We start from the raw sequence: 12,994 nt of genomic DNA, 5'->3' as shown, positions 1-12,994 counted from the left end.
ATCGGGGAAGCGTTTTGAAAATTCTATCAGTTTCATTTTGACGAGGTTTTGATAATTGATGCAAAGGTAATGAATATCGGGGAATACTCAAAATTATTAATCACCCAATTGAGGATAATCATATAAACCTTTACTGTTCTATCTGATAGGCAACTGGCTCTTCAGGTTTTTTATCTTTTATAAATTGATAGAAATAGCGGTAGTCACCTATAAGGGAATTGAGTGGAACACCATCAATTTTACACTTATCAACAGAGTTTCTGTCATTCTGATTTCAATGATTGGGGTTGTCATGATGATTACCAGTATGTATTCTAAACTAAGAAAGTTGTAATGGTGGAATTGAGCAAAGGGATCATTGATTGTTATCAGACGATAGCACAGGATTATTCGCATCCTGAACGTGAACGGTACCTCCGGTTCCAGGCTAACATCAGGAAGATTTTCGGAATTGATGTCGATGAGAAGGCGTTCATGGAATTTATGGAGATCCATCAGCAGAATATCGATTTCATGAAACTGAAACAGTTTCCTTCATGGGCCCATGTCATTCAACCGCAGAAGGCACCAAAGCAGGCTATCTACGTGACCCTGCATATCGGACTTTATACCAGCATCATTTATCTCCTGGTCAGTCAGGGCATCAGTATTTGCGTTCCTGTTACCAGAAGGGTATTCGAGCAACAGAGAGGGCTGTATGAGGCTTGCTTCGATCAGGCCATAAAACCTGGAAGTGCCAACCTCCATTTCGTGAATATAGAGGAACCTGCAGGACTCTTCAAACTCTTCCGTGACGTGAAGAAAGGCTATTCCCTATTGTTTTATATCGACGGCAATTCGGGAATAGGGGGGATCGAGCGCAAGGACGATAAACTCCAACCTGTTGATTTCTTCAATAAAGTATTTTATGTCAGGAAAGGTTTAGGTTTTTTCTCTTATAAATTCAATCTTGACATTCAGCCTTTATACTCGTATGTCGATGGGCAGCAGCAGGTTTTTATCAAATATCTGCCGGTGTTGCATCTCAAGCGCACTGGGGGAATAGATGATTATGAGAAAGCGGTAACGTGTAAGATATGGGAGACCTTCAAAAGTGCAATATCAGAGTATCTTCCGCAATGGGAAGGATGGCTGTATGCGGATACTTATCTTAGAGACCGACCGGTCATTGACACCAGTACCATAACCGGGAACTCGTTCCATTTTAATAAGAGTCGTTTTGCCCCTATTATAAAAGATCATGTCAATTACCTTTATGACAGATACAATAATGTGTTGATCAAAATGAGTGATACTCTCTTTGGGCTGATCCTTAAAATATTGGAGTCTAAGGAATCCCTTTCTCTTCAGGAAATCCGGGACATTATCGGCAAACCGACTCTGATAGAGGATTTGCTGAACTATAATATATTGGTTAATTGAACAACAGAGAGACTGGTATTATCTCTTTTATGAATTAAAATTGAAAGGAAAACGGGCGAAAAGGTTGCACATGTTTTTTTTTTGCTAACTTTGCATAACAGAATCACAAAGTGACGTTCTCATTGGATGTACAACCTGTTCGGTCAGGTTTGTTTATGGCACCGGTTCATAGGGATAAGGGCTTTTGCGGGGGAGTAGCAGAATCGTTTGTCGGATTCATCGGAAACCGGTACACCGACGCTCCTGCATGGCACCATCTGATATCGTGTGGAACTCATTCTTGTCCGGTCCGCTCTAAATACATTTCGCTAACGGGTCATTATGGAATATTTTGTCACATCAAAAGCCCTGGTCTATCACCGTATAGGCGACCTCTATGAGGTCACTAATTTCTTATCGGGTCAATCGGTCAAAGTGGATGCCTTGGTGAAAACCTTGCTCGACAGATGTCAGAAGCCACAGTCTTCAACTTCTGTCTTTGATTTCTTTGGAAAGGAGAAGATCAAGGAGGAGGATGTCAAGGCGCTTATGGTGTTCCTTTTCAATCATAAGATCTTGTTGAATGACAGCAAGGATGCTCTGATTGATGTCCGGGGAGTGAGCAATACATTCTTTGGTGTCCCTGCAGTTCATCTGAATGTTCTCCCCAAGGACAGTGTCCTGATGGTCGGCGCGCCTTTTGGGTTGGGTAATGCCGTTGACACGGGGACGAAGGATTTCCCCGGCTCTTTCCGGGAGTTTATCTATTGTGCTCTCTCCTGTAAGGGACTGGCGGATCACCTGGATTCCTTCCGCGTAGAATTTGTCGATCCGACTTTTGATTATAAGAACTTCTGTCATCTGATCGAAAACAAGAAGATCTGGGATCTGGGGGACATCTTTTATCATCAGGGGGAGAGCAACACGCTTTATTATACCAGAGTGGGCCAGGTGATGGAGAGGGTTGTTGCACATGGCAATATTCCTTTTGTCGTCGGTGGCGACCATTCCGTCACTTATCCGATCATACACGCCTTATGCGGCTGTCATGAGCACTTTGAGATCTTCCATTTTGATGCTCATGCGGATTATAAGAACTCCCGGATCTTGTCGATGTATGACAGCATTGGCGTGAGTCTGCTGAATCATGCGACGGTGATGAACTATTGTGCCAAAGAGAAGTCTGTCGACCATATTGTCCAGTTTGGTGTCAGGGAACCGTATAAGGCGAAGTGCGGGAAGATCGAAACGGTTACCTTGAATGATATCCGGGAGAGGACTCCGGCATACCAAGACATCGTAGACAGGGAGGAGAGCGTCTATCTGACTTTCGATATTGACTACTTTGATCCGCTGATCGCCCCGGGTACTGCCTCGAAGATCAATCATGGCGGACAATATAGGGAAACGCTGATATGCCTGAAGGAAATATTAGCCCATAAGCATGTCATCGGAGTCGACTTGGTGGAGGTCAATGCGAACCTGGACCATTCGAACCTGACCAGTTTGCTGGCGACACAACTGGTCCTTTATATTCTCGGTATTATAAAACTGTAGGCTGCGTGCTGACTCATAAATTTTAATATAAGGTAAAATGAAAAAAATACTGATAACCCTTCTTCTTGTCCTTACGGTAGTTGATGATATATATGCTCAGAGTGGTCCTGTCTCAGGGGTTGTCGTTGACAATCAGAACGCGCCGGTCGATTTTGTGAACGTCGTCATGGAGGACGCTGCCGACTCTTCGTTCATAGCGGGAACGGTGACTGATGCTGACGGCCGTTTCTCCCTTGCTGTCCCTCAGAAAAAATACATTCTCAAACTCTCTTCCATTGGCTACAAGACGAAATATGTCAATCCTGCCGATGGCTCACTGGCGCGCATTACGCTGCAAAGTGACGAGGTCAACCTGAAGGGGGTGGTCGTCAAGGCTTCCCGCCCGTCTTTCAAGGTCACGGCGGAAGGTATCCAGACCAATATCGAGAATACGGTCTTGAGTAAGTCGGGGACGGCCAACGACGTGATTGCTCATGTGCCGATGATCCAAAAGACTCAAGATGGGTTTACGGTCTTCGGGAAGGGCACCCCTAAGATCTATATTGACGGCAGGGAGGTCCAGAACTCGTCTGAACTGGATAACCTGAAATCGGAGAATATTAAGAACATTGAACTGATCACCTCTCCCGGCGCCAAATATGACGCTACGGTCCAGTCTGTCCTCAAAATCCAGACGATACGCCGGACGGGTGATGGCTGGGGATTTGACATGACTTCTGATTATAACCAGTCGGAAAATACGGATCTGGATGAGAAAATTGCCGTGACCTATAGGCATAAGTCGCTGGAACTCTTTGATAACTTCAAGTATTCTTTGGAGAACTTTCATAAGAAGAGCCGCATGTGGCAGACGGTCTATGCGGATACGCTCTGGCAGGAGAACAATTTCGACAATGAGAAAGACAGGAGCCAGAGTTTCGAGAATACGCTGGGCTTTGACTATGCCTTCAATCCCCATAACTCTATCGGCGCGAAGTATATCGTTACGCTGAGCCCCAAGGGAAAGGATATTTCCAATCTGTCGAGTGATGTGACGGCCAATGGCGAATATTATGACAAACTCAATTCTTCCGTCAATGACATTGCCCATTACCGCCCTTCTCATCAGTTGAGTACTTACTTCATGGGTCAGGAGGGGAAGACGTCCGTCAATTTCAATGCCGATTATCTTTTCAGTCAGATCAGACACCATTCGGCGACGGACGAGGTGAGTGCTTCTTCCGAGAGCCGGCTGGTGACTTCTGACAGCCATGTCATCAACAGACTGCTTGTCTTGAAACTGGTATTGGGGCATCCTCTCTTCGGGGGTGACTTTGATATGGGGGCTCAATATACCAATACCAACCGTAATGACGACTATATCAATCCGCAGCAGATCGTACCTTCCACTTTCAGTCAGTTGAAAGAACAGTGCATCGCCCCTTTTGTAGACTATAGCAAGGTCACTCCTGTCGGTCTCTTTACCGCAGGACTGAGGTACGAGCATTCTTCATTTGATTATTATGAGAACAAAGACCTCATGAAAGATCAGAGCCGCAAGTTCAGTGACTTTTTCCCGAGTTTTTCTTGGGGCATTCAGGTGGGGCAGTTGCAGGCACAACTCAGTTATACGACGAAGACAACGCGTCCTACTTACCGCCAGTTGTCCAATAACGTGACTTACGAGAACCGGTTTACGTGGCAGAGCGGAAATTCCCTGCTTCGCCCGGAATATATCCATGACATCACCTTGCAGGGCATGTATAGTTGGCTGCAGTTCAATTTGAGTTATAATGATGTCAAGCATGCGATTGTCTATTGGGGCGAACAGGTCCCTGAAGATGAATCGATCACAAAGATCTCTTATAAGAACCTTAAAAACCTGAAGTTGATGACGGCAGCACTGGTGTTTGCGCCTCATTTCGGGTATTATAGTCCCCAACTGACCGTTGGCGTACGTAAGCAGTGGCTGGGACTGGATACGGATATGGGGAATTTCAATCTTGACAAACCGCTGTTCTTCGGGACCTTTGACAACAGTTTTAATTTCGGGAAATCGATGGTGGCAAACTTTCAGGTGACGTTCCAGGGGAAAGGGAATTACCGGAATGTCTATCTCAATAAAAACAGTTCCACCATCAATCTGATGATGTCAAAGTCTCTGTTGGATGACCGTTTGACCATTCAACTGAAGGCTAATGATATCCTCAAAGGCCAGCGTGACGGGAATTTGCTTTATAATCAGAAAATGCAACTCTACCAACTCAACACTTATGATAGCCGCAGCATCGAGTTGACGGTATCTTATAAGTTTAATGTAGGCAAGAGTAAATATAAGGGTTCTGAAGTGGGAGAGACAGAGAAGTCCAGACTGTAGTCTTTCGGGGATTGTCTCCCCTTCCGATCGTGTGGAATCTTTGCCCAGTATTCCTTCGGTCTGTCTGCTTGGGCAGTCTACTGATACAACTGGATTCAGTTGACGATCTTTCCGTCGAAGAGATGGATGATCCTGTGTGCGATGGCGGCGTCGCGGTCGTTGTGGGTGACCATGACGATAGTGGTGCCTTCCTGATTCAGTTCTGTGAGCAGCCGCATCACTTCCGCGCCGTTTCTGGAGTCGAGGTTGCCTGTAGGTTCGTCGGCCAGAATGATCTTGGGGTGAAATACCACTGCGCGGGCGATGGCGACACGCTGCTGCTGGCCGCCGCTCAACTGGTGGGGGAAGTGCTTCGCCCGGTGGCTGATGTTCATCCGTTTCATGATCTCCCTGACGCGCGCCTTGCGTTCGGAGGCCTTCACGTTCAGATAGGTCAGGGGGAGTTCGATGTTCTCCTCCACATTCAACTCGTCGATCAGGTTGAAACTCTGGAAGACAAATCCCAGTTGGCCTTTCCTGACATTGGTCCGGTCCTTCTCTTTCAAATCCTGTACCTCCTTCCCGTCCAGCCAGTATTTGCCGGCGGAAGGGTTGTCGAGGAGTCCCAGAATGTTCAGGAGGGTGGATTTCCCGCATCCTGAAGGTCCCATGACAGCGACGAATTCGCCGTCTTTTACTTCGAATGAGACATCGTCCAATGCGATGGTCTCCACGTCTTCTGTCCGGAACGACTTACAAAGTTTTTCTACTTTTATCATAGCTTAGTGAATTTATTATGCTTAGTTTTCTTTGATATGCAGGATGGGGTTCTCGTGGGACGCCCTGTAGCTCTGGATGAACACTGCCGAAATTGATATGGCCATGCAGAACAGTCCTGAGACGAGGAATATCCAGGGGCTGAGGGCGATGCGGTAGCTGTATCCCGATAGCCAGTCGCTCATGAAGTACCAGATGACCGGTACGGACAGGACGAAGGCAACCAGCACATAGGACAGGAACGTGCGTACCAGTCTGACCAGCATCTGCCGGCTGTCGCTCCCGAACACCTTGCGCACGGCGATCTCCTTATTGCGTTGCTGTATGAAGTAGGTGCTCATGGCAACCAGTCCCAGCAAGGAGATCAGAATGGCGATCCCGGCGAAGAGCGAGATGATCTTTGACATCCTGATCTGCTGGTCGAAGGCTTCTTCGATTTGCTGGTCAATGAAGGGGTGGTCGGAATCTAGGTCGAGGTGGAATACGTCTTTGTAGACCTTTTGTATCTGCCGGTAGGCCTCCACGGGATTGCCGGTGACTTGTATGACAAAGTTCCAGGGGCTGGACAGGGCTTTCTTGACGAAAATCAGCGTTGGATGCTGCTCTTCCGTTATGTCTCCGATATGGAAGTCCCTGAAGATGCCGCGGATGTCCAGGTTATAATTAGGAATACTGATATGCCGGACACCGGGTTTCAGCCCCAGCTCCCGATAGGCTTGCCGGTTGATGTAGCAGCCGTTCTCGTCGTCGAGGTGGTAGTCCTGCTCTATGGGGATGCCGAATATTTTCATGAACTGATCGTCCACGGTGAAAATCTGAAAGCTGATGGATTTGCCCTGGTAAATTAGGGTATTGTTGTTGCCTCTGTTCAGGGGATACCCGCAACAGGCAGAGGCGTTCTTGACACATGGAAGTTGCTTGACGGTATTGAGGAAAGCTGCCGACTTGGCACTGTCACCCACAAGATTATCGATGCCGATGATGTTGTTCCTCTGGTAACCTAATGGTGCCTTCGTCAGGTGGTGCACCTGCAGCACCATGGTGAGGGAGACACCTGTCAGTACCATTGTGATCGTACTCTGGAAGATGATCAGGAATTTGCTGAATACCATCTTCGTCTGATGGAGGAATGTTCCCCGTACCACCTCTATTGGCTTTTCCCTGGAGATGAAGAGCGCCGGGGCAATGCCCGAAAGGATGCCGGTGAGCAGCATGAGCAAGAGCAGGATGGCCAGATGGGCGGGTGTGAACAGGGCACCCATATAGAGTTTCGTATCCAAGAGTTTTTCGACGTATGGTGCAGCTGCGAGAGCAAGCAATATGCCGATGACCAGAGAGATGAAGCAGAGGACGACACTTTCCTGGATGAGTCTCAGCGCAATGTCCCTTCGCTGGCTTCCCAGAAGTCTTCGTGTGGCCATCTCACGTGCGCGCCTGCCGGCCTGTGCAATGGTGAGGTTGATATAGTTGATGATGGAGAAGAGCAGGATCACCACGCCTACTGCAAAGAGGATGTTGACGAGGTTCTTGTCCCCTCGTAATGTATTCTCATTACTTGAACTGATGTTAGAGAAATACAATTTTTTGAAGGGTATCAGCAGTGGGGTCACTTTTGTGTCGGGTAGCCTGTAGAGCCAGAAAAAAGTCTTGAAATACCGCTTCATATCGTTTGTTTTGTTTTCCAGGTGTGTATTCGGTTTAGTCAGAATGAATATTTCTGCCCCTGTCGAATTCTGCAACCCTTCGTTTATACTTGCAGGATTGAAGTTCTTCATATTCTCGTATCTGGCGATGATGTCAGCGTTGTCAATGGATGATCCTTTCATCTCTTGGGCTACGCCTGTGACGACCAGGTGTATGGAGTCATTGTAGGTGATCACCTTGCCGAGGGGATTCGCATTGCCGAAAAGTTTCTTTGCAAAATTTTCTGTAACTACTGCGCTGTTGAGTTTGTCCAGCACATGGTTGCGGTCTCCTTCAGTCAATGGAAAGTCTAGCAATTGGTAAAACGTGGAATCGACAAACAGGCACTTTGCCTTTTCTTTTTCTCCTGAAGGCTGATTGATCAATGCATCTGTCTTGCTCAGTCCGCAAGTCTTTTCTATTTCCGGATAACGACTTTTCAGATATTTCTGGATATTCCAATTTGATCCGTCTACAGAATCTGTATTTTCACCATCATCCTCTTTGCACCCCAATAGGTATATCCGGTCTGCCTTGGAATGCATCTTGTCTACATTGTATTCCTGTGTGGTATAGACGCCGATGAGGATGACGAACATCAGGCTCACCGATAATCCGAATACGTTGATCAACGTATACACCTTGTTCCTGCTGAGGAACGTCAGGTAAGATTTTACATTCAGAATATTTCTCATTGTCTTATTCTATTTTCAGTACTTCATTGTCTTTATAGGCTTCATAGCCGCTTACGATGACTTTCTCACCCGGTTCCAGGCCTTCGAGCACCTCATAGTACTGGGGGTTCTGCCGGCCTATCTGGATCTTGCGGCGATAGGCCTTGCGGCCGCTCTTGTCCAGAACGAATATCCAGTTGCCACCGGTCACTGAATAGAAGGTTCCTTTGGGGATGATGACTGCCGGTTTCGACTCTCCTAGTTGCAGGTCAAGATAATAGGTCTGTCCTGTCCTGATGTTCTCAGGCCGCCTGCCCTGGAATGTGAAATCGATCTTGAAGCGCCCGTCTTCCACTTCAGGATAGACCTTATGGAGGGTCAGACTGTAGTTCTTGCCGTCTTGCTGGAATGTCGCTTTGAGTCCGGGGTGCACGCGGTCGATATAGTGCTCGTCGATCATGGCTTCTACCTTATAGTCGCTCAGGTCGTTGATCTGCCCGATCTTTTGTCCCGGCTCGATATTCTGTCCCAGTTCTACGTCCAATTCACCTACTTCGCCGTTTATCTGACTGCGGATGTTCAGGTTTTCCTTGCGGCGGCGGACCAGCAGCACGTTCCTGTGCATGTTCTCGAGATTATCCGACATCTCTTCCAGTTGTGCCTTGCGGTAACGCTCGTCGCCTGCCAGTTGCTTCATGATGAGGGCATGCTTTTTCTTTGCCAGGAGATAGTCTTCCTTCGCTTCCAGAAATTCCTCCTTGGCTATCAACTGCTCCTTGTACAGCATTGCTTCGTGCTGGAACTTCCGGTATTTTCTCTCGATGTCCATGTCCTGTTGCAGTTTCTCGTTCTTGTTGGTCATCCCTTCCTGTTCCATGCTGACCTGCGTATTGCGGAGCAGGTCCTGCTTTTCAGCGAGTTCGGATTCGGCGCTCAGGATCTGCAGGTCCAGATTGGAGTTGCTGAGACGGACGATGATGTCTCCCTTTCTGACGTGGGCACCTTCGTCCACTACTTTTTCTGTGACGATGCCGCCTTCCTCCGGACTGATCTGCACAATGCTGATAGGGGCGACATTGCCGTCGAGGCTGACGTAGTCGTTGAACTGTTGTCGGGTGACGTTACAGATGCTGATTCCCCGTCGGTCTACATTCATCGTTGAGGCGAAATGCCCGGTAGCCAGAATGATGAGTATCCCGGCGATGACGATCACGCCTCCCATATAAGGCCAGTATTTGCGGGGTATGGCATACTTCTTCTTTTCGATCTTGATATCCATGTTTATCTTCCTTTCTGTTCTCTTGCTGCGATGAGGGGCTCGCCTTTATAATAGTCCACCAGTTTTTTCTTGAGGAGATACATCATCTGCATCTGGAGCAGTGTGATCCGTGATTGCAGCAGCGTCTGTGCTGAGGTATGGAGGTCAAAAGTGCTCAGCATCCCCTCTTCGTATTTCCGCCTGGAGAGGAGGCACGCCACAGAGTCTGACGCTACTTTCCGGCGCATCTGCAGCAACTCCTTCAGGTATCCGTCACGGTCGGCAACTGCCATTGCAATATCATCATGCAACTTCCGGAAGGTTTCGTTGAGCGTGATCTGTGTCTTCTGCCAGTCTGATCTGGCTTCCCTTGCACTGTGCCACAGCGAGGGCATGAACAGGGGAAAAGAAACAGTGAGTACGACGTATTCACCCTGGTTGTTGTGGATTTGGGAGTGGAACGGCTCGTACTCACCTTTCTGAGAGAGATCTTTATAATAATTGGTGGTGATGCCGCCGCTGAAGGTGACGGTAGGCAGCATTTTTGCTTTTTGGATTTTGTAGGCATACTTGGCATTGTCTGCATTGAACTCGGCTGTCAGAACTTCCGGTGACCATTTCCTGAACGAGTCGTAGATCGCGTTCGCGTCGTCGCTTTCTATCCGGGGCTGACTGTCTTCGGAAGAGGTGCTGATGAGGAGGGTATCCTTCACGGTGAAGTTCATGGATGATTTGAGTGCGATCATGGCTTGGGTATAAACGTTCTGCTGATGGGTGAGATTGTACTCGTCTTCTGAGACCTGAGATTCGATCTGTGCCACGTCAGGACGGCTCTTTTCTCCGAGTGCTGCCATCTTCTGTGTCTTCTGCAGGAGTTGTCGACTGTCATCTAACTTTTCCTCCGCCAGGGAAATGCAGGCTTTGGCATAGGCTGCGTCCACGTATTTCTGCATCACTTCGATGGCTTTGTCGTCACTGGCTTTCTGCAGGGCGGTCTGCGAACTGCGCTTGGCCAACCTGGCTTGCTTGAAGGCGTTCAGGGTGGCAAATCCGTCGAAGACGTTCAGTGTCGTGTAGAGTTCATAATAGTTGTTGAAGGTGGTGACATTGCCGTAGGTGTTGTCCTCCGGATTGATGTTGCGCCCCCAACTGTATTGTGCGTTCACTGTGGCTTGCAGGGTGGGGAGGAAACTTGCAGCGGCTGCCTTGTACTGGTCTTGTGCTCTGTGTATCTCTACCTGTTGTTTTTTCATCTCGGTACTGTGTTCTACGGCATACTGCATGCAATCGTCCATGGTCCAACTTTCCTGGGCTTGCGCCGGGCAGGTTACCATGCCTATCAGAATGCCGATGATGAGTTTGTTCCGCTTCATATATTGTGATACTGTTTCGCAATATAGGAGGCAAGAGGTGTGCCAAATATGTTATCTCTCTGTAAATCAGTAAGTTGCTTGTTTGCCTCGGACTGGTTCTGTGTCCAAAAATTGGACAGAGGTGTCTAATTTCTGGACACAGAACTCGGGGGTTGTCGGTGGACAGCTCGCTCCTGACGGTTGTCATTTGGTGGTTATCGGATAGGATGGGGTAAAAATAGGGAATGGGCACTCGTACTCAGGGTTCTGCGGCAATGGCGGTCAGATGCGCTCATTTCAGGTTCTTTTGTGACCATTCTGACAATTGCCGGATATAAGGCACAAGACCATGACCGCTTTGGGTCAAGGTGTATTCCACTCTTGGGGGGACTTCAGGATAGGCCGTCCGTGTGATCAACTTGTCCTTTTCGAGTTTTTTCAGGCAGGAACTCAGCACTTTCAGGGAGATGCCGTCGATGCGACCGAGCATTTCTCCGAAACGCAACGTCCCTTCATCCTGAAGAAGCAGGATGATGAGGACTGACCATTTGTCTCCAAGCCTGTCCATTACTGTCCTGAAGGGACAGGGATGTTCGCAGGGTTTAATCTTAGTTAATTCTTTTTGCATAACGATCTCATTGTCAGCATGACTAACTTCCGGGTTATAAGATGTACCCCGGAGTAAGGTATTGTATAATACAAAGATAGGCGGTAATTTTGTATCTCGGAAATGAATCAGTATAAATAAATGTAAGACAATGAAGAATTTAATTATTGACGGACATTCACATGTCACGTTTCCTGTAGAGAAGCACCTCGCCTGTATGGATGAGGCCGGTATTGACAAGACTGTCCTTTTCAGGACGAGCATTCACCCTGAGTCGCAAAGTACTGAGGCTGGGGTGAAGGTGGAGATGCACCGGCTCATGGATCTGCTCTCCGGTGACCCTGCCATTGTCAGGGAACATGCCAAAAAGGCGAGCGAGGAACTCTTTGATGTCGTTGAGCGTTACTCCGACCGTTTCTATTGCTTCGGCATGGTTCAGCCTGATATGGACTTTGATGAGATGAAGGAGATGGTTGAGGGGCAGATAGCACAGCATCATATCTTGGGACTGGGGGAGTTTACCCTGGCAAGCGGGACTCTGCCGTCAATGGAGAATGTTTTCAAGGTTTCTGCGCAGACGGCTTGCCTGCCGCTTTGGATACATTGCTTCAATCCGCTTGTGCTGGAAGATATCCGACAGATAGAGGTGCTTGCCCGGAAGTATCCGTCGGTTCCTGTCATTATCGGACATTCGGGAGGCAGCAACTGGATGGAGACGATTGATATCGTGAAGCGCAACCCGAATATGTTCATTGATGTTTCCGCCACTTTTTCTTCGATGGTCCTGAAAATTATCATTCAGGAACTGCCGGATAAGACATTCTTTGGCGTGGATTACCCCTATGGCGATATGTGGATCATGCGCAAGATGGTCGAAAGGGTTTGCCCTGACAAGGTGACCTTGGGGAAGGTGATGGGTGGCAATATCACAAGACTGCTGAAACTGTAATAAAACGATGGCGGTATTTTCTGTTACAAGATTTCTTGTCAACTGGAAAGTACCGCTATTGTTATCTGATCACTTGATTTCCTCTAATCTCGTTTAGCTTTAATTTTTTTTGCAAAAAAAATGAGTATCATAAATTAACTATATTGCACTACTCTAAAAAGTTAGTAAAGTAGCTTAATGTTCTGTTTCATACATTTATCATTCATTTGGGGTATCCCAAAAACATTATTTCATCTCTGCTATTTTTCAATGCAATAAAAGCACACTTAAATATGGTTCATCCGACAAATGCGTAGGTGTAAATTAAAATACGACTAAAAAAGAAGATAGCCAGGTTTTTTTGCTACCTTTGGTTTATCACAACAAAAGAATAGTAAAATGAATCCCAGCTATCTATATCA

The 12,994-nt window shown here is 47.5% G+C and carries 9 protein-coding genes; 4 read left to right on the top strand and 5 right to left on the bottom strand.

Annotated elements, in window-relative coordinates; genetic code table 11:
• Nucleotides 1–333 precede the first annotated feature (333 nt).
• The 3 genes from NG821_RS11615 to NG821_RS11605 all read left to right on the top strand — a co-directional run bounded on the left by NG821_RS11615 (nt 334) and on the right by NG821_RS11605 (nt 5,314).
• Nucleotides 334–1,422 carry a lysophospholipid acyltransferase family protein gene (locus tag NG821_RS11615; protein WP_252761824.1) on the top strand — a complete coding sequence of 363 codons (1,089 nt, stop codon included), beginning with the start codon at nt 334–336 and terminating at the stop codon, nt 1,420–1,422.
• A 321-nt stretch (nt 1,423–1,743) separates the two neighbouring features.
• On the top strand, nt 1,744–2,958 hold the full coding sequence (locus NG821_RS11610) for an arginase family protein (protein WP_252761823.1): 1,215 nt from the start codon (nt 1,744–1,746) through the stop codon (nt 2,956–2,958).
• Nucleotides 2,959–2,995: 37 nt separating this feature from the next.
• Nucleotides 2,996–5,314 (top strand): outer membrane beta-barrel protein, encoded by a 2,319-nt coding sequence (locus tag NG821_RS11605; RefSeq protein WP_252761822.1) that lies wholly within the window; start codon nt 2,996–2,998, stop codon nt 5,312–5,314.
• Nucleotides 5,315–5,409: 95 nt separating this feature from the next.
• Here NG821_RS11605 and NG821_RS11600 read toward each other — a convergent pair whose 3' ends face one another.
• The 5 genes from NG821_RS11600 to NG821_RS11580 all read right to left on the bottom strand — a co-directional run bounded on the left by NG821_RS11600 (nt 5,410) and on the right by NG821_RS11580 (nt 11,665).
• Nucleotides 5,410–6,072, bottom strand: a complete 663-nt coding sequence (locus NG821_RS11600; RefSeq protein ID WP_252761821.1) for an ABC transporter ATP-binding protein — start codon at nt 6,070–6,072, stop codon at nt 5,410–5,412.
• Nucleotides 6,073–6,093: 21 nt separating this feature from the next.
• On the bottom strand, nt 6,094–8,448 hold the full coding sequence (locus NG821_RS11595) for an ABC transporter permease (protein WP_252761820.1): 2,355 nt from the start codon (nt 8,446–8,448) through the stop codon (nt 6,094–6,096).
• Between the two features lie 4 nt (nt 8,449–8,452).
• Nucleotides 8,453–9,706, bottom strand: a complete 1,254-nt coding sequence (locus NG821_RS11590; protein ID WP_252761819.1) for an efflux RND transporter periplasmic adaptor subunit — start codon at nt 9,704–9,706, stop codon at nt 8,453–8,455.
• Between the two features lie 2 nt (nt 9,707–9,708).
• Nucleotides 9,709–11,058, bottom strand: coding sequence for a TolC family protein (locus NG821_RS11585; protein WP_252761818.1), 1,350 nt, complete (start codon nt 11,056–11,058; stop codon nt 9,709–9,711).
• 271 nt (nt 11,059–11,329) lie between these two features.
• Nucleotides 11,330–11,665, bottom strand: coding sequence for a winged helix-turn-helix transcriptional regulator (locus tag NG821_RS11580; RefSeq protein ID WP_252761817.1), 336 nt, complete (start codon nt 11,663–11,665; stop codon nt 11,330–11,332).
• 130 nt (nt 11,666–11,795) lie between these two features.
• On the opposite strand from NG821_RS11580, the gene NG821_RS11575 reads away from it, so the two are divergent.
• Nucleotides 11,796–12,593 (top strand): amidohydrolase family protein, encoded by a 798-nt coding sequence (locus tag NG821_RS11575; protein WP_252761816.1) that lies wholly within the window; start codon nt 11,796–11,798, stop codon nt 12,591–12,593.
• Nucleotides 12,594–12,994 lie beyond the last annotated feature (401 nt).

The sequence above is a fragment of the Segatella cerevisiae genome (assembly GCF_024054555.1).
In the GTDB taxonomy this organism is placed as follows: Bacteria; Bacteroidota; Bacteroidia; order Bacteroidales; family Bacteroidaceae; genus Prevotella; species Prevotella cerevisiae.
Note: the sequence above shows the minus strand (reverse complement) of the source record. Positions and strands in the feature narration are given on the sequence as shown.

Excerpts from the sequence above, each read along its gene's own strand:
- NG821_RS11615 (WP_252761824.1), top strand. The coding sequence starts at position 334 with ATGGTGGAATTGAGCAAAGGGATCATTGATTGTTATCAGACGATAGCA.
- NG821_RS11610 (WP_252761823.1), top strand. The coding sequence starts at position 1,744 with ATGGAATATTTTGTCACATCAAAAGCCCTGGTCTATCACCGTATAGGC.
- NG821_RS11605 (WP_252761822.1), top strand. The coding sequence starts at position 2,996 with ATGAAAAAAATACTGATAACCCTTCTTCTTGTCCTTACGGTAGTTGAT.
- NG821_RS11600 (WP_252761821.1), bottom strand. The coding sequence starts at position 6,072 with ATGATAAAAGTAGAAAAACTTTGTAAGTCGTTCCGGACAGAAGACGTG.
- NG821_RS11595 (WP_252761820.1), bottom strand. The coding sequence starts at position 8,448 with ATGAGAAATATTCTGAATGTAAAATCTTACCTGACGTTCCTCAGCAGG.
- NG821_RS11590 (WP_252761819.1), bottom strand. The coding sequence starts at position 9,706 with ATGGATATCAAGATCGAAAAGAAGAAGTATGCCATACCCCGCAAATAC.
- NG821_RS11585 (WP_252761818.1), bottom strand. The coding sequence starts at position 11,058 with ATGAAGCGGAACAAACTCATCATCGGCATTCTGATAGGCATGGTAACC.
- NG821_RS11580 (WP_252761817.1), bottom strand. The coding sequence starts at position 11,665 with ATGCAAAAAGAATTAACTAAGATTAAACCCTGCGAACATCCCTGTCCC.
- NG821_RS11575 (WP_252761816.1), top strand. The coding sequence starts at position 11,796 with ATGAAGAATTTAATTATTGACGGACATTCACATGTCACGTTTCCTGTA.